This window comes from Nocardioides sp., from assembly GCF_964228225.1.
In the GTDB taxonomy this organism is placed as follows: Bacteria; Actinomycetota; Actinomycetes; order Propionibacteriales; family Nocardioidaceae; genus Nocardioides.
Genome location: NZ_CAXQZB010000001.1, coordinates 1 through 25,671, shown reverse-complemented (window position 1 = coordinate 25,671; position 25,671 = coordinate 1). Strand labels below are relative to the sequence as shown.

27 protein-coding genes, 1 other RNA gene and 1 pseudogene are annotated in these 25,671 nt (G+C 71.5%); 18 read left to right on the top strand and 11 right to left on the bottom strand.

All coding sequences use genetic code 11. The annotated features are described in order from the left end of the window. Positions 1 to 161: 161 nt before the first annotated feature. Positions 162 to 662 carry a hypothetical protein gene (locus ACERUJ_RS00145; protein ID WP_370246401.1) on the top strand — a complete coding sequence of 167 codons (501 nt, stop codon included), beginning with the start codon at positions 162 to 164 and terminating at the stop codon, positions 660 to 662. 152 nt (positions 663 to 814) lie between these two features. Next, on the top strand, positions 815 to 1,177 hold the full coding sequence (locus tag ACERUJ_RS00140; RefSeq protein ID WP_370246400.1) for a hypothetical protein: 363 nt from the start codon (positions 815 to 817) through the stop codon (positions 1,175 to 1,177). Positions 1,178 to 1,220: 43 nt separating this feature from the next. Here the strand turns inward: ACERUJ_RS00140 and ACERUJ_RS00135 are convergent, their stop codons facing one another. Next, entirely contained in the window at positions 1,221 to 2,216 is a 996-nt protein-coding gene (locus tag ACERUJ_RS00135; protein WP_370246399.1) for a 5'-3' exonuclease H3TH domain-containing protein, read from the bottom strand. 67 nt (positions 2,217 to 2,283) lie between these two features. On the opposite strand from ACERUJ_RS00135, the gene ACERUJ_RS00130 reads away from it, so the two are divergent. Beyond that, positions 2,284 to 2,775 (top strand): CAP domain-containing protein, encoded by a 492-nt coding sequence (locus ACERUJ_RS00130; protein WP_370246398.1) that lies wholly within the window; start codon positions 2,284 to 2,286, stop codon positions 2,773 to 2,775. A gap of 38 nt (positions 2,776 to 2,813) precedes the next feature. Here ACERUJ_RS00130 and ACERUJ_RS00125 read toward each other — a convergent pair whose 3' ends face one another. Both ACERUJ_RS00125 and ACERUJ_RS00120 read right to left on the bottom strand, forming a co-directional pair. Then, positions 2,814 to 3,539: an SIMPL domain-containing protein gene (locus tag ACERUJ_RS00125; RefSeq protein ID WP_370246397.1), complete on the bottom strand. Its 726-nt coding sequence runs from the start codon at positions 3,537 to 3,539 to the stop codon at positions 2,814 to 2,816. After that, positions 3,536 to 4,258 (bottom strand): SIMPL domain-containing protein, encoded by a 723-nt coding sequence (locus ACERUJ_RS00120; protein WP_370246396.1) that lies wholly within the window; start codon positions 4,256 to 4,258, stop codon positions 3,536 to 3,538. The genes ACERUJ_RS00125 and ACERUJ_RS00120 overlap by 4 nt, the downstream gene beginning before the upstream one ends. An 80-nt stretch (positions 4,259 to 4,338) precedes the next feature. On the opposite strand from ACERUJ_RS00120, the gene prfB reads away from it, so the two are divergent. Then, positions 4,339 to 5,457, top strand: coding sequence for a peptide chain release factor 2 (prfB, locus tag ACERUJ_RS00115; RefSeq protein ID WP_370246395.1), 1,119 nt, complete (start codon positions 4,339 to 4,341; stop codon positions 5,455 to 5,457). Between the two features lie 9 nt (positions 5,458 to 5,466). Further along, entirely contained in the window at positions 5,467 to 7,380 is a 1,914-nt protein-coding gene (locus ACERUJ_RS00110) for an alpha-amylase family protein (RefSeq protein WP_370246394.1), read from the top strand. Between the two features lie 194 nt (positions 7,381 to 7,574). Here the strand turns inward: ACERUJ_RS00110 and ACERUJ_RS00105 are convergent, their stop codons facing one another. Continuing rightward, entirely contained in the window at positions 7,575 to 8,222 is a 648-nt protein-coding gene (locus ACERUJ_RS00105) for a hypothetical protein (RefSeq protein ID WP_370246393.1), read from the bottom strand. 141 nt (positions 8,223 to 8,363) lie between these two features. Between ACERUJ_RS00105 and ftsE the strand changes: the two genes are divergently transcribed. The 7 genes from ftsE (at position 8,364) to ssrA (ending at position 14,536) form a co-directional block, all read left to right on the top strand. Further along, a complete protein-coding gene (ftsE, locus tag ACERUJ_RS00100) occupies positions 8,364 to 9,053 on the top strand; it encodes a cell division ATP-binding protein FtsE (protein WP_370246392.1) in 690 nt (229 codons plus the stop codon). An 87-nt stretch (positions 9,054 to 9,140) separates the two neighbouring features. After that, entirely contained in the window at positions 9,141 to 10,055 is a 915-nt protein-coding gene (gene ftsX / locus ACERUJ_RS00095; RefSeq protein WP_370246391.1) for a permease-like cell division protein FtsX, read from the top strand. 112 nt (positions 10,056 to 10,167) lie between these two features. Further along, positions 10,168 to 11,427 (top strand): peptidoglycan DD-metalloendopeptidase family protein, encoded by a 1,260-nt coding sequence (locus tag ACERUJ_RS00090; RefSeq protein WP_370246390.1) that lies wholly within the window; start codon positions 10,168 to 10,170, stop codon positions 11,425 to 11,427. Between the two features lie 85 nt (positions 11,428 to 11,512). After that, the gene (smpB, locus tag ACERUJ_RS00085; RefSeq protein WP_370246389.1) at positions 11,513 to 11,992 is read left to right on the top strand and encodes an SsrA-binding protein SmpB; all 480 of its coding nucleotides are present in this window, start codon (positions 11,513 to 11,515) and stop codon (positions 11,990 to 11,992) included. 5 nt (positions 11,993 to 11,997) lie between these two features. Then, positions 11,998 to 12,936, top strand: a complete 939-nt coding sequence (locus tag ACERUJ_RS00080; protein ID WP_370246388.1) for an amidohydrolase family protein — start codon at positions 11,998 to 12,000, stop codon at positions 12,934 to 12,936. Positions 12,937 to 12,946: 10 nt separating this feature from the next. Then, positions 12,947 to 14,092 (top strand): serine hydrolase domain-containing protein, encoded by a 1,146-nt coding sequence (locus ACERUJ_RS00075; RefSeq protein WP_370246387.1) that lies wholly within the window; start codon positions 12,947 to 12,949, stop codon positions 14,090 to 14,092. 73 nt (positions 14,093 to 14,165) lie between these two features. Further along, positions 14,166 to 14,536, top strand: a transfer-messenger RNA (tmRNA) gene (gene ssrA / locus ACERUJ_RS00070). Positions 14,537 to 14,705: 169 nt separating this feature from the next. On the opposite strand, the gene ACERUJ_RS00065 is transcribed toward ssrA, so the two are convergent. Together ACERUJ_RS00065 and ACERUJ_RS00060 are read right to left on the bottom strand one after the other, a co-directional pair. Beyond that, the gene (locus ACERUJ_RS00065; protein ID WP_370246386.1) at positions 14,706 to 14,912 is read right to left on the bottom strand and encodes a hypothetical protein; all 207 of its coding nucleotides are present in this window, start codon (positions 14,910 to 14,912) and stop codon (positions 14,706 to 14,708) included. Between the two features lie 63 nt (positions 14,913 to 14,975). Further along, positions 14,976 to 15,566 (bottom strand): hypothetical protein, encoded by a 591-nt coding sequence (locus ACERUJ_RS00060; RefSeq protein ID WP_370246385.1) that lies wholly within the window; start codon positions 15,564 to 15,566, stop codon positions 14,976 to 14,978. 89 nt (positions 15,567 to 15,655) lie between these two features. On the opposite strand from ACERUJ_RS00060, the gene ACERUJ_RS00055 reads away from it, so the two are divergent. Next, entirely contained in the window at positions 15,656 to 16,363 is a 708-nt protein-coding gene (locus tag ACERUJ_RS00055) for a hypothetical protein (RefSeq protein WP_370246384.1), read from the top strand. 126 nt (positions 16,364 to 16,489) lie between these two features. On the opposite strand, the gene ACERUJ_RS00050 is transcribed toward ACERUJ_RS00055, so the two are convergent. Next, positions 16,490 to 17,569 (bottom strand): UvrD-helicase domain-containing protein, encoded by a 1,080-nt coding sequence (locus ACERUJ_RS00050; protein ID WP_370246383.1) that lies wholly within the window; start codon positions 17,567 to 17,569, stop codon positions 16,490 to 16,492. Further along, entirely contained in the window at positions 17,566 to 19,164 is a 1,599-nt protein-coding gene (locus ACERUJ_RS00045; RefSeq protein WP_370246382.1) for an ATP-dependent endonuclease, read from the bottom strand. The genes ACERUJ_RS00050 and ACERUJ_RS00045 overlap by 4 nt, the downstream gene beginning before the upstream one ends. Positions 19,165 to 19,880: 716 nt before the next feature. On the opposite strand from ACERUJ_RS00045, the gene ACERUJ_RS00040 reads away from it, so the two are divergent. Both ACERUJ_RS00040 and ACERUJ_RS00035 read left to right on the top strand, forming a co-directional pair. Next, complete coding sequence (locus ACERUJ_RS00040; protein WP_370246381.1) at positions 19,881 to 20,483, top strand: hypothetical protein; 603 nt, start codon at positions 19,881 to 19,883, stop codon at positions 20,481 to 20,483. After that, positions 20,480 to 20,677: a hypothetical protein gene (locus tag ACERUJ_RS00035; protein ID WP_370246380.1), complete on the top strand. Its 198-nt coding sequence runs from the start codon at positions 20,480 to 20,482 to the stop codon at positions 20,675 to 20,677. The genes ACERUJ_RS00040 and ACERUJ_RS00035 overlap by 4 nt, the downstream gene beginning before the upstream one ends. Positions 20,678 to 20,686: 9 nt before the next feature. Here ACERUJ_RS00035 and ACERUJ_RS00030 read toward each other — a convergent pair whose 3' ends face one another. Next, on the bottom strand, positions 20,687 to 21,046 hold the full coding sequence (locus tag ACERUJ_RS00030; RefSeq protein WP_370246379.1) for a DUF4440 domain-containing protein: 360 nt from the start codon (positions 21,044 to 21,046) through the stop codon (positions 20,687 to 20,689). Between the two features lie 74 nt (positions 21,047 to 21,120). Between ACERUJ_RS00030 and ACERUJ_RS00025 the strand changes: the two genes are divergently transcribed. Beyond that, entirely contained in the window at positions 21,121 to 21,720 is a 600-nt protein-coding gene (locus ACERUJ_RS00025) for a hypothetical protein (RefSeq protein WP_370246378.1), read from the top strand. Positions 21,721 to 21,981: 261 nt separating this feature from the next. Then, a complete protein-coding gene (locus ACERUJ_RS00020) occupies positions 21,982 to 23,112 on the top strand; it encodes a hypothetical protein (protein ID WP_370246377.1) in 1,131 nt (376 codons plus the stop codon). Between the two features lie 46 nt (positions 23,113 to 23,158). On the opposite strand, the gene ACERUJ_RS00015 is transcribed toward ACERUJ_RS00020, so the two are convergent. Continuing rightward, positions 23,159 to 23,914: an ABC transporter permease gene (locus tag ACERUJ_RS00015; protein ID WP_370246376.1), complete on the bottom strand. Its 756-nt coding sequence runs from the start codon at positions 23,912 to 23,914 to the stop codon at positions 23,159 to 23,161. Continuing rightward, entirely contained in the window at positions 23,911 to 24,885 is a 975-nt protein-coding gene (locus ACERUJ_RS00010; protein ID WP_370246375.1) for an ABC transporter ATP-binding protein, read from the bottom strand. Before ACERUJ_RS00010 ends, ACERUJ_RS00015 begins: the two co-directional genes overlap by 4 nt. Positions 24,886 to 25,094: 209 nt before the next feature. Between ACERUJ_RS00010 and ACERUJ_RS00005 the strand changes: the two are divergent. Next, a pseudogene (locus ACERUJ_RS00005) lies at positions 25,095 to 25,671 on the top strand (hypothetical protein); the annotation flags it as partial.

The window sequence follows — 25,671 nt, the reverse complement described above, 5'->3', positions numbered from 1 at the left end:
CGTACACCGGTGCGCCCCTGGCCGATGGTCCGGCTGTCGGAGAGGGTGACCGTGGTCAGCCGTCGACTCCGATCCCGCCACCTCCGCCTCCGCCCCACCCGTTCGTCCAGCCTCCCGGGAGATCCTCGACGCGTGCCCGATCGGCGCTGCGATCGCCCGCGGTGCTGGTGCCGATCGCGGCGGTCGTCCTCGTCGCCCTCGCCGTCGGGATCTGGGCGTACACCGGTCCGATTGCCGACGCGCGTGCCCGGGATCGGGCCGAGCGCGCTGAGGCGGCCGCGGAGGCCGCCGAGGCGACGCGGCTCGAGGTGTGCGAGGACGAGCTCCAGGAGTCCTACGACTCCCTGAGCGAGCTGGACTCCCGTCTCGACGTCGGGGTGACTCAGAGCGATTTCGGCGGCTTCGTCGGCGACGCGCAGGTGCTGTTCGACCAGATCGACTCCGACGTCGTCGAGGCGAACTCCTGCGCGGCCTACGAGGAGATGGAAGCCGCCATCGCCATCTACATCGCGACCAACAGTGCCTGGAACGACTGCATCTTCGACGACTACTGCGACCCGGACACCGACCTCTCTCTCGGCTCGGACTGGGTCACGGCGTCGGAGCACCTCGATCGGGCCGCTGACGGAGGACTCGGCCGAGCCGACGGGGAGCCCGCGTAGGGAAGGACGCCACGACCGTCGACTCCTCTGATCGGTCCCCTGGTGCCGCGGGCCGGTACCTGAGGCCGAGGTGCGGTGAGGTGCCGCGCTCCTACGGTCGAGTCGACACGGTGCCGAGTGAGCACGGTGTCGGAACTGGGAGGAGTGGGCGGATGTCGAAGGTGATGGCGTGGGGGTCGGGGGTGCTGGTGCTGGCACTGGTGCTGGCCGCGGTGGCGTTCGTGCGGGGGTGGACGCCGTCGTGGGTGGGGTCCGACACGGCGCGGCCGCCGTGCGAGTCGCTGCCGGTGCGGGCCGACGTCGTCGCCGCGCTGGAGGAGCACCAGGACGTGACGCGGCGGCTCGCCGAGGTCGCGCCGGGGACGTCGGTGGAGTTGCAGACGCCGTGCGAGGGCGCGGAGGCCGGCCGCGCGCTGCTGCGCGTCACGGTGCCCTCCGCCGGTCGGGCGGCGCTGGAGGAGTGGATCAACACCCACGACGGGTACGGCGTGCCGCTGGAGATCGTCACCGGCTGACGGCGGCGTCCGCTGCGCGTCCGGCCGGGGTCGGAGGCGCGCGTCAGCGGGTGGAGGCGGGGTCGGTGGAGAGCACCCGGACGGCGAGGTCGGTGGTGGCCTGCAGGTCGAGGTGGCCCACGACGCGCTGGACGCGCAGCGGGTCCAGCGGCAGCAGGCCGGGGGTGCCCGGGACGTCGGGGGTCAGGCCCAGCGGCAGGTCGGTGCGGGCGGTCATCAGGGTCAGGTTGAACTCGTAGCGCTCGCGGGCGCCGGGGGCGGCGAGCCGGTCGCGCACCGCGCTGCCGATCCGCCGTCCGCCGGTCTCGGCCGCCCAGGAGTCCAGCGCGGCCACGATCGAACGCCCCTCGTCGGCGTCGAGGTCGGCCCACACCGCCTCCATCGGCCCCACGTGGGAGAGCAGGGCGGCGGCGTACTTCTCCCCGATCCCGGCGACGCCGGGCAGGTTGTCGCTGGCGTCGCCGCGCAGTGCGGCGAACTCGAGGTAGCGCGCCGCCGGCACGCCGTACATCGCTTCGATCCGGGGCGGGGTGAGCAGCGGTGAGCCGTGGATGCCGCCGTCGATGAGGCGCAGCACCGAGGTGGCCTCGGAGATGTGGGCGAAGGAGTCGCGGTCGGAGGTGATGAGCACGCACCGCCAGCCGTGCTGCTCGGCCCACACGGCCGCCGAGGCGTTGACGTCGTCGGCCTCCAGGCCCGGTGGGGTCACCGTGGCGAGTCCGAGCGCGTCCAGCAGCGCACCGGTGCGCTCGAGCTGCTCCACCAGCTCGGGGTCCTTCTCGGCCCGGCCGGCCTTGTAGTCGGGGTAGAAGTCGCGGCGCAGCGAGGCGGTGCGATCGTCGAGGCCGAAGATCACCGCGTCGGGGGCGAAGGCGTCGATCGACTCCAGGATCTGGCGCACCATCCCGTGCAGCGCCCACGCCGGCCGCCCCGACCGGTCGCGGTGCCGGGTGTGCTTGCGCGCATGGTGGTGGCGGTGCAGCAGCGAGGGGGCGTCGACCGCGAGCAGCAGCCGCCGCCCGTCAGCCCGCCCGTCCATGCCCGCGAGGATAGGTGGATCGGCGATTCCGGTGCGCGCGGGCCGCGATGGTCATACCCTGTGGGGCATGCATGCGCGCCGCTTCCTCGCCTCCGTCGCCGTGCTGGCCTCGGCGCTGTCCCTGGCCGCCGGCCTCCCGCGCGCCGACGCCGCGCCCGCGGACCGGCCCGGCCCGGCCGCCGCCCGCAGCGCCGCGCTCGACTACGCCGCCGACGCCCACGTCGCCACCAACCGCCAGCGCACCACGCGCGGCGTCGCGGCCCTGGGCCGCCACCAGTGCCTCACCACCCTCGCGCTGCGCCAGGCCCAGGCCATGGCCGGCCGCGGCGAGCTGTTCCACCAGGACCTCGCCGGCGTCCAGCGCCGCTGCGGCATGGGCTGGGTGGGGGAGAACGTCGCCTACGGCTTCCCCGACGGCCTCGCGGTCGTGCGCGGCTGGATGGACTCCCCGGGACACCGCCGCAACCTGCTGCGCCCCCAGTTCCGGCTCGAGGGCATCGGCGCGGTGCAGCGCGACGGCGTCTGGTACGTCGCGCAGGTCTTCGGCACCCGCGCCTGATCCGGACCCGGCGCAGGTCCGAGCCGACGCGCCCCAGGTCAGCGGGCGGAGAACCGCGCGTCGACCGTGCCGGCGACCTCGATCTCGGCCGGGGTGAACACCAGCCCGCCGTCGGGGCCGTGGTCGGCGAAGCGCGCCTTGGCCAGCATCATCCCGCCCCCGCCGCCGGTGGGCCCCGCGCCGAGCAGCCCCTCGTCGGCCACCGCCACGCAGCGCACCTCGCCCAGCCCCAGCGCGGCGGCGTACCGCCCGGCGCGGGCGACGGCGTCGGCCACCGCCTCGGTGTGCACGGTGTCGAGCAGCGCGGTGTGCGTCGGGTCGCTGAGCTCCCAGGTGAGCCCCTGCACGCGGATGTCGCGATGGCGCAGCAGCGACTGCACCAGCGACCCGACGGCGGCGTCGGCGCGGAAGGTCGCGCGGGTCAGCGCGGAGGCGTGGTGCTGCTGCCGGATCGGCCGGTCGAGGGAGTCGACCGGGGTGCTGGACCACACCTGCACCTGATCGGCCGACCACGCCGTCACGACGTCGCCGAGCCGGCCGAGGTCCTGCGCCACCGCCGCGCAGGCCCGGGTGACCTGCGCCAGCACGGCGTCGCGGTCCTCGCCGTCGGCGGCGGCCTCGACCAGCACCGTGGCCAGCTCCGGTGCCTGACGACGGCGGGCGTGCCCGCGCACGGTGATCTCCACCGGTCCGGTCGCGGCACCGGTCGTGGAACCGGTTGCGGACCCGGTCGCGGGGTCGGGGGTGACGGGTGTCGAGGTCATGGCGCCGAGCCTGCCACCGCGACGAAGCGGGCCTCGACCGCCGCGGAGGCGCCGATGTCGGGCGGGGTGAACTCCAGCCGGCGTTCACCACCGCCCCCACCGGCCGGGGCACCCGCCGCCCGGCCCGCGAACGGCGGCGGCCCGCCCGAGCCGGCCGACGTGCCCGGCAGCAGCATGCCGGGGTCGGCGATCGCGGTGCACACGACGTCGACGAACCCGAGCGGCTCGACGTAGGCGCGCGCCTTGTCCACCGCGTCGGCCACCGCGGCCGCCCGGGCCACGCGCGTCAGCTCGGTGCGGGTGGGGGCGGTGAGGCTCCACGCGATGCCGTCGATCGACACCCCCGGATACCCCGCGGCGCCCTCCACCCACGCGGCGAGGGCCGCGACGTCACGGAACCGGGCGCGGGTGAGCGTGGAGGCGTGGTGCACGGGGTCGAGCCGGCGCCCGTCGCGGTCGGTGGGTCGGGTGACCCAGGTGCGCAGCCGGTCGGAGGAGAACCACGTGACCGGGCCGGCGGCGGGGTCCTCGGGGGAGTGGCGGTCGTGCAGCCCCGCCACCAGGGCGGCGGTGCCGCGGGTGGTGCGGCTGAGCACCGGCTCGCGGTCGGGCCCCTCGAAGCCGAGGGTGACGGTGACCGTGGCGCGCTCGGCGGTGCGGAACAGCTCGGCGGCCCCGCGCACGGTGACCTCCGGCGGCGTCGTGGCGGCGATGTCCATGACCGGTGCTGTTCCCCGTCCGCCCCCGCGCCGAACCAGGGTTCGCGGCACCCTCGGCCCGGGCCGTAGGCTGAGGGATTGTGGCTGGCCCCGATTACGACACGCAGATCAAGCAGCTCCAGGCGACGATGAGCACCATCGGCCAGGTGCTCGACCTGGAGCAGATGCGCACCGAGATCGCCGACCTCGGCGAGCAGGTGGCGGCGCCCGACCTCTGGGACGACCAGGCCAACGCCACGCGGGTGACCGGCCGCCTCTCCCTGTTGCAGGGTCAGCTGGAGCGCTACGAGGGCCTGCTGAGCCGCATCGACGACCTCGCGGTGCTCGTCGAGCTCGCCCAGGACGAGGCCGACGCCGACACCCTCGCCGAGGCCGACCGCGAGCTGGCCTCGCTGAAGAAGTCCATCGACGCCCTCGAGGTCCGCACCCTGCTGTCGGGGGAGTACGACGAGCGCGAGGCCATCGTCAGCATCCGCGCCGGCGCCGGTGGCGTCGACGCCGCCGACTTCGCCGAGATGCTCATGCGCATGTACACGCGCTGGGCCGAGCGCAACAAGTACCCCGTCGAGGTCTACGACGTCTCCTACGCCGAGGAGGCGGGCATCAAGTCCGCCGAGTTCGCGATCAAGGGCCCCTTCACCTACGGCACCCTCTCGGTCGAGGTCGGCACCCACCGGCTGGTGCGCATCAGCCCCTTCGACAACCAGGGCCGCCGCCAGACCTCCTTCGCTGCCGTCGAGGTCGTGCCCGTGCTCGAGCAGACCGACGAGGTCGAGGTGGACGAGAACGACATCCGCGTCGACGTCTTCCGCTCCGGCGGCCCGGGCGGCCAGTCGGTGAACACCACCGACTCCGCGGTGCGCCTCACGCACCTGCCCACCGGCATCGTCGTCAGCTGCCAGAACGAGAAGAGCCAGCTGCAGAACAAGGCCTCGGCGATGGTCGTGCTCAAGGCCAAGCTGCTCGCGCTGAAGAAGGCCGAGGAGGCGGCGCTGAAGAAGGACCTCAAGGGCGACGTCGCCGCCAGCTGGGGCGACCAGATGCGCAACTACGTGCTCAACCCCTACCAGATCGTGAAGGACCTGCGCACCGGCTTCGAGTCGGGCAACCCGCAGCCGGTCTTCGACGGCGAGATCGACGGCTTCCTCGAGGCTGGCATCCGCTGGCGCCGCAACGCCGAGAAGGACACCGAGAGCTAGGAGTGACCGGTGCCGCTCCCCGCCGGCGTCACCAGCGCTGCTGACGCCACCTTCGCCGACCACCCCGACCTGCCCACCCACCGGCGCGCGACCTTCGCCCGCCGTCTGGAGCGCTACGGACCCGACCTGCTGGCCGGGCTCGAGACGGTCTACCCCGGCCGGGCCGAGGAGGTCGCGGCGCGTGCCGTGGAGATCGCGGCCGCCGGGTTCGCCGCGCGCAGCGAGGAGCTGCACGACCTCGACGAGCGCCGGCTGCTCGAGCCGGACTGGATCCAGCAGCCGCGGATGTTCGGCTACGCCTGCTACGCCGACCGGTTCGGCGGCACGCTGCGCGGCGTCGAGGAGCGGCTGGAACACCTGCGCGACCTCGGCGTCACCTACCTGCACCTGATGCCGCTGCTGCAGCCCCGCGAGGGCGACAGCGACGGCGGGTACGCGGTGGCCGACTACCGGCGGGTGCGCGAGGACCTCGGCACCAACGACGACCTGGCGTCGCTCGCCACCACCCTGCGCGGCCACGGCATGAGCCTGGTGGTGGACCTGGTGCTCAACCACGTCGCCCGCGAGCACCCGTGGGCGGCGGCCGCGCGGGCGGGGGATCCCACCTACCGCGACTACTTCCTGGTCTTTCAGGACCGCACGGTGCCCGACGACTACGAGCGCACCCTGCCCGAGGTGTTCCCCGACTTCGCGCCCGGCTCCTTCACCCACGACCCCGACCTCGACGCCTGGGTGTGGACGACGTTCAACTCCTTCCAGTGGGACCTGAACTGGGCCAACCCGGCGGTGTTCGCCGAGTTCGCCGACATCGTGTGCCACCTGGCGAACCTCGGGGTCGAGGTGCTGCGCCTGGACGCTATCGCGTTCCTGTGGAAGCGGATGGGCACCGACTGCCAGAACCAGCCGGAGGTGCACGCCCTCACCCAGGCGCTGCGCGCGGTCGCCCGGCTCGCCGCGCCGGCCACGCTGTTCAAGGCCGAGGCGATCGTGGGCCCGCGCGACCTGGTGCCCTACCTCGGCGTCGGCGACCACACCGGCCGCGTGAGCGACCTCGCCTACCACAACAGCCTGATGGTGCAGATCTGGTCGATGCTGGCCACCCGCCGCACCGACCTCGCCCGCCACGCCCTCGCGGGGCTGCCCGCCACGCCGCCGGCCGGCACGTGGATCACCTACGTGCGCTGCCACGACGACATCGGCTGGGCCATCGACGACGCCGACGCCGCGGCGCTGGGCCTCACCGGCTCCGGCCACCGCCACTTCCTCGCCGAGTGGTACTCGGGGCTGTTCCCCGGCTCGTGGGCCGAGGGCCTGGTGTTCCAGCACAACCCCGCCACCGGCGACCGTCGCATCTCCGGCACCACCGCCTCCCTCACCGGTCTGGGCGCCCAGCGCCGCGACCCCGACGGCGCCCGGGCCCGCACGTTCCTGGCCCACGCGATCGCGGCCGGCTGGGGCGGCGTGCCGGTGGTGTGGAGCGGCGACGAGCTGGCGCTGCCCGACGACCCCGACTGGGACACCGAGCCCGGCCACGAGAGCGACAACCGCTGGGCCCACCGCCCGCGGCTCACCGACGCCGACCTCGCCCGGCGGCACGACCGCGACAGCGACGCCGGCCGCACCTTCGCCGCGCTCGCCCACCTCGCCCGGGTGCGCGCCGGCCTGCCGCAGCTGCACGCCTCGGCACCGGTCACGGTGCTGCCCGACGTCGCCGACGGCGTGCTGGCTGTCGCCCGCCACCACCCCAGCGGCCCGTTCCTCGGGCTCTACAACGTGACCCCCGACCCGCAGCCCTTCCTGGCCCACCGCGCCTATGGCGTCGGGCTGCGCCGGCTGCACAACGTGCTCGGCGGTCACGACCTCACCCACGGCCCCGACGGCGTGCTCTGGCTGCCGGGCTACGCGGCGTGGTGGCTGGTCTGAGCGGCGCGGACCGGCGGTCCGCGCCGTCCGACCGCTGCTCCGAGCGGCCCGAAACATCGTCGATTACCTGACGAATTGCACCGTCCGGGCCCCGCTTCACGGCGTGTCGGGTGAACAACGTCAGGTACCTGACGTTTGTCACCCGGGGCCGCCGGGAGGCCTCCGGGGCGCTTGACCCCATGGCGGGCCCGGCGTCAGCCGGCGGCGACCTGCACGACGGCGGCGCACCAGCGGTCGGCGCGGTCGGCGGCGCCGGCGTCGTCGCCGCGGGCCAGCAGGGTGCAGGTGAGCCAGGCGTCGCCGAACAGGCCGCGATAGGACCACTCGTAGAGCGCGCGGGCGGGGGCGCGGCGGGCGGCGGCGGGGTCGGTCGGGCACCGCAGGGCCACGCTGGGGGAGCCGAAGGCGGCGCCGCCGACGACGCGTCGGCAGCCCGGGCCGGCGGCGTCGTCGACGAGCTGCTCGGCGTTGCGCACCGTCACCGGCGGGGCGAACAGCCAGGCGCGCACCGTGCGGGGGCCGCGGGCGAAGGTGCAGCCGAACTCGTGGGAGACGTCGCGCACGTCCGCGGTGAGCACCGCGGTGTCGCCGTTGCCGTAGGCCACCACCCGGGTGGGGTCGCCGCCGAGCGCCGCCGCGACGGCGTCGGTGGGTACGCGCGTGCAGAGCTCGGCCCGCGGCACCGCGAGGGTGGTGGTGTCGAGCTCGGCCAGCGCGACGGGCGCGACCTCCACCGGGGCCGGGAGGGCGGGGGTGACCGGATCGCGCACGAGCACCCCGCCCAGCACCACGCCGAGGGTGAGACCCACGGCGATCAGCAGCAGGGTGACCGGACGAGACACGTCCGCCAGCCTAGGCACGCGGGGGCCGTCCGCGCGGGGGAGTCGCGAAGGTTCGGCGGCCGACGTGGTCTGCGCCACGACCCCGCCCCACGCCGGTCCGGCTGCCCGGGGGCCCGGTCGTCGTCGCGTAGCGTGGGGCCGGTGATTCGGTTCGAGAAGGTCACCAAGTCCTACCCGGGGCCGGGCCGACCCGCCCTGTCCCAGGTCTCGATCGACGTCGAGAAGGGGGAGTTCGTCTTCCTCGTCGGCACCTCGGGGTCGGGCAAGTCCACCGCGCTGCGCCTGATCCTGCGCGAGATGCGTCCCACCAGCGGCCGGCTCTACGTCGCGGGCAAGGAGATCAACCGGCTCGCCACGTGGAAGGTGCCGCGGCTGCGGCGTCAGATCGGCACGGTCTTCCAGGACTTCCGGCTGCTGCCGAGCAAGACCGTCAACGAGAACGTCGCCTTCGCCCTGCAGGTGATCGGCAAGTCCCAGCGCGAGATCTCCCGGCTGGTGCCCGAGACCCTCGACCTCGTGGGCCTGGCCGACAAGGGCAACCGGATGCCCGACGAGCTCTCCGGCGGTGAGCAGCAGCGGGTGGCGATCGCCCGCGCGATGGTGAACCGGCCGATGATCCTCATCGCGGATGAGCCCACCGGCAACCTCGACCCCGCCACGTCGCTGGACATCGTGGGGCTGCTCGACCGCATCAACGGCACCGGCACCACCGTGCTGATGGCCACCCACGACCACGGCATCGTCGACTCCATGCGCAAGCGGGTGATCGAGCTCGAGCACGGCCAGGTCGTGCGCGACGAGGCCACCGGCGTCTACGGCTTCTCCGGCTGACGCCGCCCCCTCGCCGGCCCGCCCACCGCCCGCCCTCACCGGCCGTCCAGGCCCCTTCGCCCCCTCAGCCAGGAGCACCCCCGCACCATGCAGCTGTCCCACCTGTTCACCAACCTGCGCCAGGGCCTGCGCCGCCATGCCTCGATGCACGCCGCCGTCGTGCTCACGCTGTTCGTCTCGCTCAGCCTCGCCGGCCTCGGCGCGCTGCTCGTGCAGCAGGCGACCCTGATCCGCGACGACATCGGCGACGAGCTCACCGTCGAGGTCTTCCTGTGCGTGGGCGGGGAGACCCGGTTCCCGCAGTGCACCGGCCCGGTCACCGACGAGCAGCGCTCCACGATCGAGTCCGCGATCACCGCCAACCCCGAGGTGGAGTCGTACCGGCGCATCACCCAGGCCGAGCAGTACGACATCCTGCGCAAGCTGGCCTCGCCCGACGTCTTCGAGGGCCCCAACCCGATCATCACGGTCGAGAACACCCCGGAGTCGTTGCGCATCACGCTCAAGGACGCCGACGAGTACGACGGCGTCGTGAGCGCGGTCAGCGACCTCGACGGCGTGCGCGACATCCGGCTGGCCAAGGACCTGGTGGACCAGGTGTTCCGCACGATCGGGGCGCTGCAGTACCTCGCCTGGGGTGCGGCCGCCGTGCTGCTCGTCGCCGCGGTGCTGCTGGTCGGCAACACGATCCGCCTGGCCGCGCTCGCGCGGCGCAAGGAGATCGAGATCATGCGGCTGGTGGGCGCCTCCCGCATCTTCATCGCCACCCCGTTCCTCCTCGAGGCGCTGTTCACCGGTCTGCTGGGTGCGGGCCTGGCGGTCGGGGCGCTCGCGGCGTTCACCGAGTTCGGCATCGTGCGCGGCCTGGACCCCGCCATCGAGGCCATCCCGCTCATCGGCTGGGACGAGTTCACCCTCTCCAGCATCGGCGTCGTGATCATCGGCCCCGCCCTCACGATCCTGCCGACACTCCTGCTGACCCGGAAATACCTGCGTCTGTGAGCTGACTGGCCTACCGTCGAGGAGGTCCCTCCAGCACCACGGGTACCGCCAGTCACACCCGCACCACCCGAATCACCGATCTGTCCATCCGTCACCGAGACGAAGGCTCACCGTGCGCTCCTTCCCCAGCGCCACGCGCCAGCGGCTCGCCGCCTGTGTGGTCGGCGCGCTCTCACTGGCCGCGCTCGCGTTCCCACTCGCCCATGCCGAGGACGACGACGACCTGCGTGATCAGCAGGACGCCGTCCAGGGCCGGATCGAGGAGGTGAGCGGCGACCTCGCCGAGGCCAGTGCGCAGGCGGCCCGCGCCGCCCGCCGGCTCTCCGCGGCCCAGACCCGGCTGGTCGACGCCCGTGCCGAGCTGGCCGCCGTCAAGGACCGGCTGGTGGACGCCCGCGAGGTGGAGGCCGCGCTGACCGCCGACCTCGAGGCCGCCCGGGGGCGGCTGGCCGAGGCCAACGACGACCTGCGCGAGGGCCGCGCGGCCGTGGACGCCCAGCGCCTCGCCGTGCGCGACCACACCCTGGGCCTGCTGAGCGGCAACGACCCCACGGTCTCGGCCGTCGAGGCGTTCATGTCGGGCGGGTCGCTGCAGGACGTGTCGGACCAGATGCTGGCCGACGAGCTCACCATCGGCAACGGCGCCGACCTCTACGACGTCCTGCTGGTGACCGAGGCCGACCTCGAGCAGCGCCGGACCCGGGTGAAGGAGGCCACCACCGAGGTGGCCGACAAGCAGGCCGCGGCCGAGGACCACCTGGCCACCGTGCGGGGGATCTACGAGGAGTCCCAGGCTGCCGCGGCCCGCGTGCGCGCCCTGGTGGCCGGGGCCCGCGAGGCCAACCGCAGCGCGGTGGCCGCCCGGCAGCGCGACCGCGCCATGCTCACCGCCCTGCGCGAGCGCGAGCAGCGCATCGAGCAGCGGCTGCGCGAGCTCGCGGCCCGCGACACCTCCGCCGGTTACACCGGCAGCTCCGACGGGTTCCTCACCTGGCCGGCCGACGCGCCCGTGACCTCGCCCTTCGGCTACCGCACCCACCCGATCTACGGGTACTACTCCCTGCACAACGGCACCGACTTCGGCGTCCCGTGCGGCACCCCGCTGCGTGCCGGCGCGGACGGCACCGTCATCGAGACCACCTACGACTCGGTGTACGGCAACCGGCTGTTCCTCGCCGTCGGCAACGTCAACGGCAAGAACCTGGTGCTGATCTACAACCACCTCACCTCGTTCTCGGTGAGCCGGGGGGCGCGCGTGGAGCGCGGGCAGACCGTCGCGCTGTCGGGCACCACCGGCTGGTCCACCGGCTGCCACCTGCACTTCACGGTGATGGCCGACGGCGTGGCCGTCGACCCGATGACCTACCTCTGAGGTTCGCGCCGCCCGGGCGCCGCTCAGGGCCGCTCGGCCTCGGAGGCGGCGAATCCCCGTTGCGCCGGTCTGGGAGGATGCCGGTATGGCCAGGGAGCAGGGGCGCAAGCTGATCGCGCAGAACAAGAAGGCGCGACACGACTACGCCATCGAGGACGTCTACGAGGCGGGCCTGGTGCTGCAGGGCACCGAGGTGAAGTCGCTGCGCCAGGGTCGGGCCTCGCTGGTGGACGGGTTCGTCGACATCGACCGCGGCGAGGCGTGGCTGCACGGCGTCCACATCCCCGAGTACTCCCAGGGCACCTGGACCAACCACGCCGCGCGCCGCAAGCGCAAGCTGCTGCTCAACCGCGCCGAGATCGAGAAGATCGAGCGCCGGGTGAGCGAGAAGGGCCTCACCGTCGTGCCGCTCTCGCTGTACTTCCTCAACGGGCGCGCGAAGATCGAGATCGGCCTGGCCAAGGGCAAGAAGACCTGGGACAAGCGGCAGACCATCGCCACCCGCACCGCCCAGCGCGAGGTCGAGCAGGCCATCGGGCGCCGGCTCAAGGGCATGAAGGACTGAGCCGGGTGGACGCCCCGGCGCCGACCCCGCTGGACGCCCCCGAACCGATCGCGCGAGCCCGCGCCTTCTGGGGCGACCTCGGCCTGCCGGGCCTGCTCGACGTGCACGTGCACTTCCTGCCGCCCCCGATCGAGCGGGCGGTCTGGCAGGTCTTCGACGACGCCGGCCCGCTGATCGGCCGGGAGTGGCCGATCCGCTACCGCCAGCCGGTGGCCGAGCGGGTGCAGTTGCTGCGCGACCTCGGCGTGCGCCGCTTCCCGACCCTGCCCTACGCCCACAAGCCCGGCGTGGCGACCTTCCTCAACGACTGGTCGCGCACCTTCGCTGCCGAGACCCCCGAGGTGTGGTGGTCGGGCACCGCCTACCCCGAGCCCGACGCCGTCGACTACCTCGCGCCGCTGGTGGAGCGTGGGCTGCGGCTGGTGAAGCTGCATCAGCAGGTGGGCGGCTACCTCCTCGACGACCGGCACTTCGACGCCGTCTGGGACCTGCTGGCCGCCACCGGCACGCCGGTGCTCGTGCACGCCGGCTCGGGGCCCGTGGGCACCGAGTTCACCGGCCCGGAGTCGTTGGGGCGCGTGCTGGAGCGCTGGCCCGACCTGACGGTGATCGTGGCCCACCTGGGGGCGCCGGAGTCGGTGGCGTTCGCCGAGATCGCGCGTCGCCACGAGTCGGTGTACCTCGACACCTCGATGGCGGTGAGCCCGTTCTTCGGCGAGCACTTCGACCCCGAGGTCGTGCCGCTGCTGGCCGACCTGCAGCCGCGGGTGCTCTTCGGCTCCGACTTCCCGACGCTGCCCTTCGCCTACGCCGACCAGCTCGACGCCCTGGCGGCGCTGGGGCTGGGGGAGGACTGGCTGCGCGACGTGTGCTGGCACAACGCCGCGGCGCTGTTCGACGAGCCGGAGCCGGTGCCCGCCCTGCAGGAGCAGACGGCGCAGTAGGTTCGGGGGCGTGGTCCACGGAACGCACGAGCCCCGCTTCGCCCCGCTGCGCGACCTGTTCGCGGCCCATCTCGCCGACGGCACCGACGTCGGCGCCTCGATCGCGGTGGTGCACGACGGCGCCGTCGTCGCCGACCTGTGGGGCGGCGAGGCCCGCCCCGGGGTGGCGTGGGAGCGCGACACGATCGTGCAGGTCTGGTCGGTCACCAAGACGATGGCCGCGCTGGCGGTGCTGGTGCTGGCCGAGCAGGGCGCGATCGACGTCGACGCCCCCGTGGCGCGCTACTGGCCGGCGTTCGCCGCGCACGGCAAGGACGACGTGCGGGTGCGGCAGGTGCTGGGCCACACCAGCGGGGTGCCGGGCTGGACGCGGCCGGTGTCGGTGGCCGACATGCTCGACCTGCCGCTGAGTGAGGAGTGGCTGGCCGCCGAGGAGTCCTGGTACGAGCCCGGCTCGGCGCCGGCGTACCAGATCCTCAACCACGGCCACCTGCTCGACGCGATCGTGCGCGGGGCCACCGGCCGCACGCTCGCGCAGGTGCTGCGCACCGAGATCACGGGGCCGCTGGGCGCGGACTTCCTGCTCGGGGTTCCGATGGAGCAGCAGCACCGCTGCGCCGACCTCATCAAGCCGCCGCCGATCTCCCCGGACTCCCCGCAGCTCGCGCTGCCGCCCGACCACTTCCTGTTCCGCACCCTGCTCAACCCCAACCTCAGCCCCCGGCTGTGCAACGGTGCGCAGTGGCGTGCCGGGGAGGTGGGTGCCGCGGGTGGGCACGGCGGCGCTCTCGGTGTCGCGCTGGCGCAGGCGCCGGTCTCCCACGGCGGAGCGTTCGACACGCCGTCCGGGCGGGTCCGGCTGCTGGGGGAGGAGCTGCTCGGGCGGCTGTTCGAGGTGCAGGCCAGCGGCACCGACCTGGTGCTCGACGTGCCGCTGACGTTCGGCATCGGCTACGGCCTGCCCACCTCGCAGGCACCGGCCGTCGGCAGCGGCCGGGTGCTGTGGTGGACCGGCTGGGGCGGGTCGGTCGTGGTCAACGACCTCGACCGCCGCGCCACGATCGCCTACACCCCCAACCGGCTGGTGGAGCACTTGGTGTCCTCCCCGCGCACCGACGCCGTGCTGAGCACCGCGTTCGCCTGCCTCGACGCCTGAGCCGCACCCGCGCCCGCGCCCGCGGGAAACCGTTGGACAGGGCGCGGTACGCTGGAGGGGTTACAACTCAAGAGGGGCTGATCGGTTTCGACTTGGGACGTGAGTTCCAGGGGAAGCGGGTCGAGAAGCCAGCGTCATCTCGTAAACGATCGCTGGGAACCAATAACTGCCAACGCTAAGCGCAGTTCCTTCGCTCTCGCCGCCTGAGCGGTGATCGAAGCGTCCACCCGGGTATCCGTCTCCGGCCCGGTGCTGGGCGTCGACTAGGAGACTTGCTGTCCCCCTGCTGTCGGGGTGGGGTGACGGGACTCAAACCCGACTGAGCCCGTCGGCGACGTGTCTGTGCGAGCGCCGGGGCCGAGAAAATCGACATCACTGACTGCACCCGGAGAAGACCTGGTTCCGCGCTCGAGGACGCGGGTTCGATTCCCGCCAGCTCCACCGCGAGGGCTTGACCGAATTCGGTCCAAACAGTTCACCGAATTCCGGCGGCTGTCCGGACCGGACTCGGCGGTCCGGTAAGCGGTAGACGAAGGGCCCCGACCAGGGTTGGTCGGGGCCCTTCGTCGTTGGCAGCGCCACGCCTGCACGCGTTAGGAGGTCACGCGGCTTCCTAACGGTACTTCTCGACGTACTCAGTGACCTCGTCGTCGCGCAGGAGCAGACCCTTGATGAGCTGGCCGCTGTGGGGGTGGTTCATGAGGGGGTGGTCGAGTGTCTGGCCTGACTCTCGGGCGTGCTTTTCGATGATGCGGATGTTGTAGCAGGCGGCCGCGGCGGCGACGGCGAGGGTAATGAGGGGGAGCCCGGTGATTTGCATCTAGCCGCGCCAGACGTCTTCGGTGCCGCGGTTCTTGATGTTGCCGAAGACTGCCTCGACCGCCTACCGGAGTGAGTAGAGGCCGGCCCACTCGGCGCTGCCCCAGTACTCGTCCTGGAGGTACTTCATCGACTTGTCGGGTCGGATTTGGATCGTCTCCTGGGTGCAACACTTCGGCAGCGTGCCATCGGGATCGGCGACGGGCGGGCGCGGGACGATTGGCAGACCGAGGTCGCGCGCGACGGTGACAGTCCCTTCACGCAGGGGACAGCCGACCTGACCGGCACTCGCGGGGCACTGCCAGCGGGTGATGCCGACCTTGGGGTCATTTTCGGCGTTAGCCGCCTTGGTGGGGGAGGCCAGCGGCCCCTTAACCATTCGGAGGACGAACTTCTGCCGGTGATCGATCTGATGGACGAACAGCGCCCGTTCGGTGGGGTCGTCGGTGAGGGTGAGGTTCTCCAGATGCGGGGCCAGACCGGGACAGTGAGGTCGACCGTCGATGACCTTGCTGCCGAACTGGTCGACGGGGCCGGGCTTGTCGGCGCGTAGGTCCAGGACCTGGTGGATGCGGCGCTCCCACAGCTGCATGGCCCACCGGTCGAACTTCTTGTAGCCGTAGTGGCGGTCACCGATCAGGCGCTGGTGCGGCACGCGGCACCGCTCTGGCGACGACCTGTACAGAGGAGTTGTCGGCGATGCGAGCGCCGCGCCTCCCGTCGCCCAACCGATAGCGTCGCGCCGTGGATCCGAACTGGTTCGACTGGCTCACGCTAGTCGTCACAGCGCTGGCCGCGGTCGTTCCGGCTTGGCTGGCGATCGCCCTTTGGCGATCTGATCGGACGGAGTCGATCAAGGCTCGCCGAGATGCGGCGACCAGAGAGTTCACGCACCTCTTGGCGACAGGCGACGGCGTTCTTGTCCGTTTCCGGGATTTCAGTCATTTCGCCGATGCGATGGGACCCGGATCCGCGGCACTACTGGGCCTGATCAACCAGTACCTCGAATGGGACCGCGATGACGAGATGAACGCAGCGCCCCAACTACCGCGCGAGCCTCGGATCGACCTCTCGGTCGACGTGACCGACGCGATTCGCCGCTGGAACCTGGACCCGAGGTACCGCGCTGACCTCACCGAGGTATGGCTAGCGAACGGGTGCGTGTTCCCTGAGCCAGAGGACAACCGGATCATCTCGCCGACCACCCGACGTGCTGCTGAAGACGAGATCCTGGGCGACCGCGCATACCGTCCGTGGCTCACGGGGACGAGGCTCGCGCGAGGTCGGATCCGATGGCGTCGGCTGCGTGGACGGCTGCCGATTCGCCAGGGGCCGGTCGATGAGCCGCTGAATCCGTTGGCTACGCAGACTTACCTCGAAGAAGAGGACCTGTCCGGTGACGAATGGCTGCGGGCCCGGACGACCGCCGTGCTAGAGGATGGCGACGAGTGAGCCTGAAGACGGCTGGGGCCTCACCGATCGGTCACCGGACACTGCGCACGAGGGGAGCGTCAACGTGCAATTTCGCGGCGGGGCCAGCTGAGCAGCCTGAGCTCGGGGATCTTGACGCTCCGGGGCCTATCGCCGGTCCGGGACGCGAGACCAAACAGTGAGGTTGGGAAGCTGCTGGTCGGTTATGAAGGCGACGCTGTGCTTGGCCCGGGTGACGCCCACGTAGAGGGCACAGGCGGCGAGGCCCTCAAGCGGTGCACCGTCGGCGAGGAACTGAAGGATCCTCGCCGTTGGATAGATCAGCACATGGTCGACGGTGCGTCCCTTGGCAACGCCGAAGGTGATGAACGGAAGGTCCAAGTGTTTGGCGACGGCCTTGCTGTGACGGAGGCAGAGGGCCTCCTGACTTCGGGCGTACTCGATCGCGTCGGACTCCCTTACGGTGAAGAGTCCCGTGTGCTTGTGGGTCTCCGTGGAAGCCGAAACAGTCGGCGCGTACCCGAGGCTCGGATCGAAGATTGAGTCAGACAGGGTGGCAATGATCTGATTCGATCTGTAGGTCGTTGGCGCCTGCTCGATCTCGAGGAGGTTGCGGCGCTCCATTAGTCGGAACCAATCGAAGATCTTCTCCTTGCGGTACTGCGCGTTCTTGGGGTCTCTGATGTTGGTGGAGAGCAGTGCCTGCCGCATGTCGCCGACCATCGTGATCTTGAGTCTTGCCCTGAGGAGGAGTTCGATGATGTCGAGGTCCCATCCGCCGAGGTCCTGCACCTCGTCGATGTAGATCTCGTCGTAGATGTGCTCGAGGCGGTTGATCGCACTGCCGTTGCTCGCGGTCGCCACGTCGTGGGCGAGCTTCGCGAGATGGAGCATGTATGCACGGTCGTCACTGTCGAGGAACCGCTCGGCGCCCTTCGTGTAGCGGCCCGGATCACCCTCGAAATTGAGGCCAGTCAGCCGACGGCCCTCGTAAAGGAGGGGGAGGTAGGGGCGGACGAGGTGCTGCAGGAGGAACGCGAACCAACCCATCACCTCCACCCGGTGGCCGTAGACGCCAGCCGCCCGAATCCGAGTCGCGAGCTCGTTCTGGCTTGCGATGGTGTACCCGAGCACAAGGATGCGGCGATCTTCCGGGCAAGACTTGCAGTCGTCGACGATCGACTGGGTCTTGCGTCCGCCGGCGACGGCCAGGATTACCCGGTTCATGCGAAGTGCTCGACGGCCTGCTTGATGTAGTCAGGCATCACCACGGTCTTGGGTGACTCAAGGATGCGCAGGGCGCCTTCGGTTTTGTGGTTCGGCATCCAGGTGTCCGGATTGTCCTGCGTGCGCAGCCCCAGCACTGTCCGCATGTGATCGACACCGTTGGCCTTGATCAGCTGTGGTTCAAGAGTCTTGCCCAATGCAGGGTCGCCAACGAACATCTTTCGGCTAGCCGATAGGTATTCCGTGAGCTCGGCGAGGATGTCGGCAACTGGTGTTCCGTCGTTGTCCTGCAGGGCTACGACGTCGCGGTCCAGGCGCGTGCATAGTTCGAGGGCCCGTTTGAAGGTGATCCCGTTCATGGATATGACGTCGATGCCGTCGGCCTCCGGGTATCTGTGGAATCTGTCGACGTAGGCCCGCTTGAAAATCATCTCGTCGGAGGGGCCCTCGACGAGAACCAGTCGGGTAGCAAGGACGAGACGCAATGTGTCGTATCCGGACAGGTGCTTGAAGTAGGTGACGGTGCTTTCGTCCAGGTCGGTGATGCGACTGGGGGTGTCGCCATGCAGACAGATCAGCTTGTCGAGGCCGAGGCGGTTCAGGACGAAAGAGCTGTGGGTGGTGACGAACAGTTGCTGGCTCTCGCCTGCAAGGGTCTCGACCCGATCGATCAACTTATGGAGTCGGCTGTAGGCAAGATGTGTCTCCGGTTCCTCGATCAGGACGGTGCGAGCAGACTCGGCACGGCGCTTCATCGCCAGCGCCACCTTGATCGATGCCTGCTGGCCCTGCCCGGCCATGGCGAATGGAATGTTCTCCACCTGGGGCACGACGCCGGCCTCCCAGGACGCCCGTGCGGACTGGTCCATCGTCAATCCGAGTGGAGCGTCATGAAGGGCCTCCGACCCGTCGCGCACCTTCTCGTTGAGGCCGTTGAGTGCTGAGGTCGTCATCTCATGGCGCGACTTTCGGTGGGCCACCGAGATCGCTGCTCGTTCCTTCGGCTCGAGGAACGAACTGAGGATCTCCCGGGTGTGGTAGTCGACGCCCGCCTTCGACCGGATCGTGCGTGAGTCGATTACTGACACTCCCAGGGCCGCCGGCCGCCGGCTCAGCGGCATGTCGTTGAAGTCTTTCCACACGGCCTCGAAGTACTCGGTCGGCATCACATCGGGGCGGTCAGGATCGGCCATGTAGGCCGCGAACTCCTCGTCGTAGTCGGGGTTGCGGACGACTTCCAACCTGGCGCCAGGACAGTCGAGTCCCAGGGAGTTGTGGACCCCGCGCATCCGCTGGACGTCGGGATCCTCGGAGTCGAAGTAGAGCTCAATGCGGATCGACGGGGCAGGCGTCTGCGAGTCCTTGGCGTAGGCCGCGAGGTAGTCGCGCACGTCCTCGGCGTTGAACCAGTACGGATTGAGTTCCTCGTTCGCCCAACGGCCGTCGATCTTTCCGCTGAGAGCCAGAGTGATGGCCTCCAAAAGCGTCGATTTACCGGTCTCGTTGTCGCCGACGATGATGTTCGTCGCGGCATCGGGCGCGATCGAGAACGAGCGGAACTTGCGGTATCCCTGAATGATGACCTTCGTGATCATGGTGGTTATATAATCCCGGGGACATCGGACCCGTGGGCGTCCGCCGCGCCGCTGTCGTCGGATCCGCCGACACGATGTGCGCACACGATGCCTAGATTCGCGGCGGCCGCGACCACAAGTGCAGTTGTTCACTTAAGTGCGGCCAAGGTTCCGCAGGTTCGCGCTGCTGACGTTGCCCATAGTGGGCGGTAGGGTCAAAACTACAGCTGATCAGCGAAGTCGAGTTCCGGCAGAGCCCGCAGTGCTCGCCCCTTGAGGTTGGACGGGCGTCCCGTTTATTTGGGCAGAGTGCGGTTGTGTGCAATCTCGGCGCAGGCCGTGTGCAACTGGAGGAACTGCAGGTTCGAATCCTGGCGTTGACCTGCGCGTCTTCGAATTTGCGAATACCCCACCGCATCGCGGCCGTCCCCTCGGGACAGCCAGTGCGTCCGACCGCCTCTTGAGCATGGTGCCCGGGCCCGCCAGGGTCCCGGGCACCATCCGTCTTCGCGGCACCGCGGAAGATCCTCGACCATCCTGCAGACGGCCTGCTCGTGCCGGCGGCATCGAGGTGGCAGGGTCTGCCCCATGGAGGTCGTGGGTGCTCGGAGTCGGAGGGACCGTCGTCTCGCGCCGCGCCGGTGCCTGAGCGATCACGCCGTCCCCACGATCGTCGCGCAGCCATGACGCCCTCGACGGCCGGACGGGGGACGGGGTCGGAGGCCCGACCGACGCTGGTGTTCCTCCACGGCACGGCCGGCCCGAAGAAGAAGTCGAAGTGGCTGGCCGCGCTGTCGTCCCGGCTCGAGGACGAAGGGCTCTCCGGTTGGAGGCCCGAGGAGGTCGTCGCCGTCGACTATCGCCAGCCCCTGCAGGCCAAGCGCCGCCGACACGCGCGGCCCCCGTCCCGGAGCGTGGAGTTGACTCCGGCGCGCCGACGGGTGGTGAAGGCGAGGCGCAAGCAGCTCCAGCGGGCCCTTCGCGGTCACCGCTTCCGGGGTGGCGCCGCGGTGCGGCGCCTGCCGGCGAGCACCTTCCGGGGGCCGGCGATCGCGCTGCGCAGGGTCCGCAAGGACTTCCGCCGCACCGCCGCGCGCTACCTCCGGGTTCGGGGGCAGGTGATCTCCCACGTCCTGGACCGGCTGCCGGACGGGGACCTGATCATCATCGGCTACAGCCTGGGCTCGGTGGTCGCCGTCGACCTGCTGCCGCACCTGCGGGAAGGTCAGCGGGTCCGGCTCCTGCTGACGTGGGGGAGCCCGCTCGGGGTCGAGGGGTGTGGAAGGCCACCGCGCGCCGGGTCACACCGTTCCCGAAGGACCGCGTCGACGCCTGGGTGAACGTGCACAACGTCGTGGACGTGATCACCGGGTTCCGCGGGGTCTCCGATCGGTTCCCGGTGGCCGTCGACGTGCCGATCGCACCCTTCGGTCGGGGCAAGGAGATGCACGGCAGCAAGCGGTACGCCGCGCATCCCGCCTCGGCGGCCGCCATCGCCGTCGTCCTCCGGGACCCGGCGCCTGTGCGCTCCTGAGTCGGGTCCTCACTCCGCCGCAGCGGCCCGCGTGCCCTGGTGGAAGCGCAGTCGCCAGCGGCCGTCCTCGCAGCGCACCCAGACCGAGCTGCGCAGGGAGGTGTGGTGCTCGCTGAGGAGGCGGAAGGTGACCAGCACGACCCCGTCGGCCAGGCGGTGGGCGGTGAACCCCTCCCCGGTCCCGTCGAGGGTCGGGCTGGCGGGGAGGCGGGCCACGACGCCGTCGAAGGTCCACACGGTGCCCGAGGCGCCGTACTCCAGGAAGTCGGGGTGCAGCAGGTCGCGCAGACGGTCCTCGCTGGCCCGGCACGCCGGGTCGAGCAGCTGCTGCTCCTGCGCGACGACGGTGGTCAGCTCCTCGTCGTCCACCCGAGCGACCCTACGCCCCGACCAACGTGCCTCGATCCGATGCGTGCTCGGCCGGCCGGTCCTAGACTCCGCGCGTGGCGCACCGTCTCCCCGCCGACGTCGGCCCCTCCCTGCCTCTCCGGCCGCTGTCGGCGGTGGCGTGGGGACTCGTGGTCGTGATCCTCGACTTCCGGTACAACGGCGTCGACCTCGTGCCCGACCCGGTGGGCTGGATGTTCGTAGCCGTCGCGCTGACGTCGCTCCAGGGCGTGCATCGAGCGTTCGGAACGGCGGGCCTGCTGGCGTGGGTGGGTCTGCTCCTGTCGATCCCGGAGTGGTTCCGCGCCGGTCCGGAGCTCCTCGGCCTCGCCCTCGTCGTGGTGGCGGTGGTGCTGCAGGTCGTGGTGTGCACCGCGGTGATGGCGGTGTCCCCGCTACGCCGGTCGGCTGCGGAGACGATCCGGTGGCTGAGTCCGTCGCTGGCTGTCGGCCTCGTGCTGGCGATCTTCGCCACGCGTGACGACGCCGGCTCCCCGGCGCTCGTGCTCGCGCTCGGGGTGGCCGGGTTGATCGTCATCCTCTGGTTCCTCGTGCTGCTCCTCCAGGTCGCGCGTGAGCCCGGGCCGGTCGCCGGCGGCGATCCCGGGCAGCCCGACGACGCCTCGGTCGACCAAGCCGCTGACCCTCCGGCCTGACCGCACCCACAGCCCGATCGACGCCGGTGGTGGAGCCGAGCCGGGCCGAGGCATCCAGGGCCGATGGACACCCCGTCGCCTGAGCGATCGTTCAGCCGGCAACGCCGTGGTGAGGCGGGATCCAGCGGATCCAGGGATGGACTTTGTCGCATCCGAGCGATCTCGCGTGACGAGACGGCCCTCGATGGCGTTGCCTTGTCGCGCCGCGAGCAGCGGTGCCCCTCAGGTCCACGTGGACCCGGGATCGAGGAGATCAAGGTGATGAAGATGCAGCACGACCGGGATCCGGCGGTGACGGCGCCCCGGCTGAGGGGACTCTTCCCGCTTCTCATGCTCGTCCTGGTGGGCCTGGCCGTCATCGTGCCGGGGCTCGCCGGCGGCTCGTCTTCCGCCGCCCCGGGGGCACTGCCGGCGCCCCTGGTCGAGCGCATGGAGGCCCCCCGGCCCGTGATCGCCGGGGTCGGCCCGCTCGAGCCGGGTCCCTCGGGCCCACAACAGGTGGTAGTCGGGTTCTACGTCAACAACCTCCAGGACCTCGACCAGGAGAACAGCAGCTACTACGTCGACTTCTTCCTCTGGCTGCGCTGGACCGGTGACAACGACCCGTCCGCCACGATCGAGCTGACCAACAACATCGAACGCTGGGGACTGACGCAGAACCCGGTGTATGAGGAGCCGAAGACCCTCGAGGACGGCCAGAAGGTCCAGGCCTTCCGCATCCAGGGCCGCTTCTTCGAGCCCTTCGACCTCGCGGCCTACCCGCTCGACCAGCAGCACCTGACCCTGACCGTCGAGGACATCGCCTCGCCCTCGACGGCCGTCCAGTACGTCGCCGACACCGAGCAGTCCGGGGTCGACGCCAGCGCACGGGTGCCCGGCTGGACGATCACCGACGACCGCGTGACCACCGGCCTGCACACCTACGAGACCGACTTCGGCGAGCCCGGCCTCACCCCCGACGACGCGACCTACTCCACCGCGTCGCTGACGATCACGATCGACCGTCCCGACACCTTCTTCGTCTTCAAGCTGCTGCTGCCGCTGGTGATCGTGCTGCTGCTCGCCGGCAGCGTCCTGCTCACCCACCCCTCGCTGGTCGAGGTCCGGCTGGCTGCGCCCGGCACGGCGCTGCTGACCCTGGTGTTCCTCCAGCAGGCCTACTCCTCGACGCTTCCCGAGATCGGCCAGCTGGTGCTGCTCGACAAGATCTACGCCGTCGCCTACTCCCTGGTGATCGTGCTGATCGCGACCGTGATCCTCACCTCGCACTGGACCAAGGGGGATCCCGACCCCGCGACGGTCGCTCGAGCGCGGCGGCTGGACAGGGCGGCCGCGGCCGGTGCCGCGCTCGTCTTCGTGGGCGCCACCGTCGTGCTCCTGGTGCTCCGCTGACCGGGCCCGTCCGGGGGCGACGGCGCGAAGGATCGCCTCCGGCGGGCTACTTCACCTCGGCCCGGCGCAGGGTGAGCAGACCCGCGAGCAGCGGCAGCACGATCCACAGGCCGGTGGTGGAGGCGAACCGGGCCCACGCCTCGGCGGTGGTGGTGGCGCCGTCGAAGAGCGCGATCTGGGCGGTGTTCCAGTCCAGCCACGGCTGGGCGTCGCGGAAGGACTCCTGCACGAGCGCGAGCAGCTCGAAGACGCCCGAGAGCACGAACGACACCACGAAGTAGCCCACCAGCGCGGCCGCCGAGGACCGCAGCACGACGCCGAGGGTGAAGCCGATCGCCATGCCCATCAGGTTGCCGAGCATCAGCTGCGGCGCGTCGCGCAGCGAGACGTCCCACACGAGGTCGACGCCGGCGAGGGCCGAGCCGGCCAGGTTGCCGACCGCGCCGACGGCGAGGGCGATCAGGGTCGAGCCGGCGCCGACGACCAGGGTCGCCAGGGCCTTCGCGCCGATCACCCGACCGCGGTGCGGCACGAGGGTGAACGTGGTCAGACCACTGCGCTGGCTCCACTCGCTCGTGACCGCCAGGATCGCGATCACCGGCAGGATCACCGACATCGGCAGCCCGATCGCCGCGGTGAAGGTGGCGTAGGTGACCGACTCCTCGGGGGCGAACAGGATCGCCGCCACGGTGGCGACCACCGCGAGCACTCCGATGCCCGTGAGCAGCCAGAACCCCGAGCGGGTGTCGAACATCTTGCGCAGCTCGACCCGCACCAGCCGGGTCAGCGGCAGCCCGGTCATGCCGCCACCCCCGCCCCGGATCGGTTGGACCGGCCTGATCGACCTGAGCGGCCGGAGGGATCGGGGGCGGCGCCGGCGACGACGTCCTCGCGCTGCGTGTCGGCGGTGAGGGACAGGAACATCTCCTCCAGGCCCGCGCTGTCGGCGGTGCGCAGCTCGGTGAGCGCCAGCCCCGCGGCCTGCGCGATCAGCCCGACCCGGGCGGGGTCGGCGTCGGTGCGCAGGCTGCCGTCATCGGCGGGCGTGGCGGTGACGCCGGCCCGCTCCAGGGCGGCGGCGAGGTCGTCGGGTGCGGCGGCGCGCACGACGGTGCCGGCGCGGGCGAGCAGCTCCTGCTGGGTGCCGGAGGCGACGATCCGGCCGCGGCCGATCACGACGAGGTCGTCGGCGACGATCTCGATCTCGTGCAGCAGGTGCGAGGACAGCAGCACGGTGCCGCCGCGGCCGGCGAAGTCGGTGAGCAGGTCGCGCATCCAGCGGATGCCCGCGGGGTCGAGGCCGTTGGCGGGCTCGTCGAGGATGAGCACCGACGGGTCGCCGAGCAGGGCGGCCGCGATCCCGAGCCGCTGACGCATGCCGAGGGAGTAGTGGCGCACCCGTCGCTCGGCCTCGGCCGGGGTGAGGCTCACCAGGTCCAGCATCGCGTCCACCCGGCCCCGCGGCAGCCCCATCGTGGACGCAGCGACGGTGAGGATCTCCCGGCCGGTGCGCCCGGCGTGCTGGGCGGAGGCGTCGAGCAGGACGCCGACCTCCAGGCCCGGGTTGGGCAGGTCGGCGAAGCGCCGACCGTCGATCCGCACCTCGCCGGAAGTGGGCGTGGTGAGGCCGACCATCATCCGCATGGTGGTGGACTTGCCGGCGCCGTTCGGACCGAGGAACCCGGTCACGCGGCCGGGACGGGCGGTGAAGGAGGCGTCGTCGACGGCGGTGAAGCCGCCGTACCTCCGCGTTAGGGACGAGACGGTGATCATGGGTCCAGCCTCGCGAGCGGTCGACGGCGCGACATCGGTCGTGCGGCCGCGATCTGCTCGTCCCTTCGACCGGTGGCGGCCTCCGACTTTTGGCCGATGCGCGCTGAGGATGTCGGCCGATCCTCCCCAGCGGGAGGTCCGCGTCGGGTCGTCCCCAGGTCCACCTCGGGCTGAGCGGGATCGTCGGTGCCCTCGTGTTGAGTGGTCATATGCAGATGGGCACGGGTGGGGTGCGGGAGTGGGCGCGGGTCGCCGACGACGCGCTGGCCCATGCCCTGGCTGCGCCGGCGTGGTCGACCGGGGCGGAGGACACCCGGGAGGCGTTGCTGGAGCTGGCGCGGGTCGAATCGCGGGTAGCGGCGTTGAGGGCGCGGTTGCTGGTGCATGCCGAGGAGATCGGGACGCACCAGGAGTCGGGGGCGGAGTCGGTCGCGGTGTGGCATGCCCGCGCGACGCGGACCACGGTCGCTCAAGGTCGGGCGGCGCTGCGGGAGGCGGTCGCGCGGGAGGGCCGGCCGGACGTCGCCGCGGCGCTCGCCGCAGCGGGGGTCACGCCGGCGCAGGCGCAGGTGATCGTCGACGCGGTGGCTGACGGGCCCGCGGCGGACCAGGCCCGCGCGGCCGCGGGCCTGCTGGCGCCGGCCGCGGCGCAGCCCGCGCCTCCTGACGCTCCAAGGCCGCCGACTCCCGGGCGTCTGCTGCCACCGGATCCAGCACCGCCCACACGCGCCGGCCGAGCACCCGCAGGTCCGTCGCGTGATGCGCCGCGGCCTTCTCCAGCAGGAA

What these genes read in the sequence shown, in the direction of transcription:
- ACERUJ_RS00140 (WP_370246400.1), top strand. Translation starts at nt 815, where the DNA reads ATGTCGAAGGTGATGGCGTGGGGGTCGGGGGTGCTGGTGCTGGCACTG.
- ACERUJ_RS00135 (WP_370246399.1), bottom strand. Translation starts at nt 2,216, where the DNA reads ATGGACGGGCGGGCTGACGGGCGGCGGCTGCTGCTCGCGGTCGACGCC.
- ACERUJ_RS00130 (WP_370246398.1), top strand. Translation starts at nt 2,284, where the DNA reads ATGCATGCGCGCCGCTTCCTCGCCTCCGTCGCCGTGCTGGCCTCGGCG.
- ACERUJ_RS00125 (WP_370246397.1), bottom strand. Translation starts at nt 3,539, where the DNA reads ATGACCTCGACACCCGTCACCCCCGACCCCGCGACCGGGTCCGCAACC.
- ACERUJ_RS00120 (WP_370246396.1), bottom strand. Translation starts at nt 4,258, where the DNA reads ATGGACATCGCCGCCACGACGCCGCCGGAGGTCACCGTGCGCGGGGCC.
- ftsX (WP_370246391.1), top strand. Translation starts at nt 9,141, where the DNA reads ATGCAGCTGTCCCACCTGTTCACCAACCTGCGCCAGGGCCTGCGCCGC.
- smpB (WP_370246389.1), top strand. Translation starts at nt 11,513, where the DNA reads ATGGCCAGGGAGCAGGGGCGCAAGCTGATCGCGCAGAACAAGAAGGCG.
- ACERUJ_RS00065 (WP_370246386.1), bottom strand. Translation starts at nt 14,912, where the DNA reads ATGCAAATCACCGGGCTCCCCCTCATTACCCTCGCCGTCGCCGCCGCG.
- ACERUJ_RS00050 (WP_370246383.1), bottom strand. Translation starts at nt 17,569, where the DNA reads ATGAACCGGGTAATCCTGGCCGTCGCCGGCGGACGCAAGACCCAGTCG.
- ACERUJ_RS00045 (WP_370246382.1), bottom strand. Translation starts at nt 19,164, where the DNA reads ATGATCACGAAGGTCATCATTCAGGGATACCGCAAGTTCCGCTCGTTC.
- ACERUJ_RS00020 (WP_370246377.1), top strand. Translation starts at nt 21,982, where the DNA reads ATGAAGATGCAGCACGACCGGGATCCGGCGGTGACGGCGCCCCGGCTG.
- ACERUJ_RS00015 (WP_370246376.1), bottom strand. Translation starts at nt 23,914, where the DNA reads ATGACCGGGCTGCCGCTGACCCGGCTGGTGCGGGTCGAGCTGCGCAAG.
- ACERUJ_RS00010 (WP_370246375.1), bottom strand. Translation starts at nt 24,885, where the DNA reads ATGATCACCGTCTCGTCCCTAACGCGGAGGTACGGCGGCTTCACCGCC.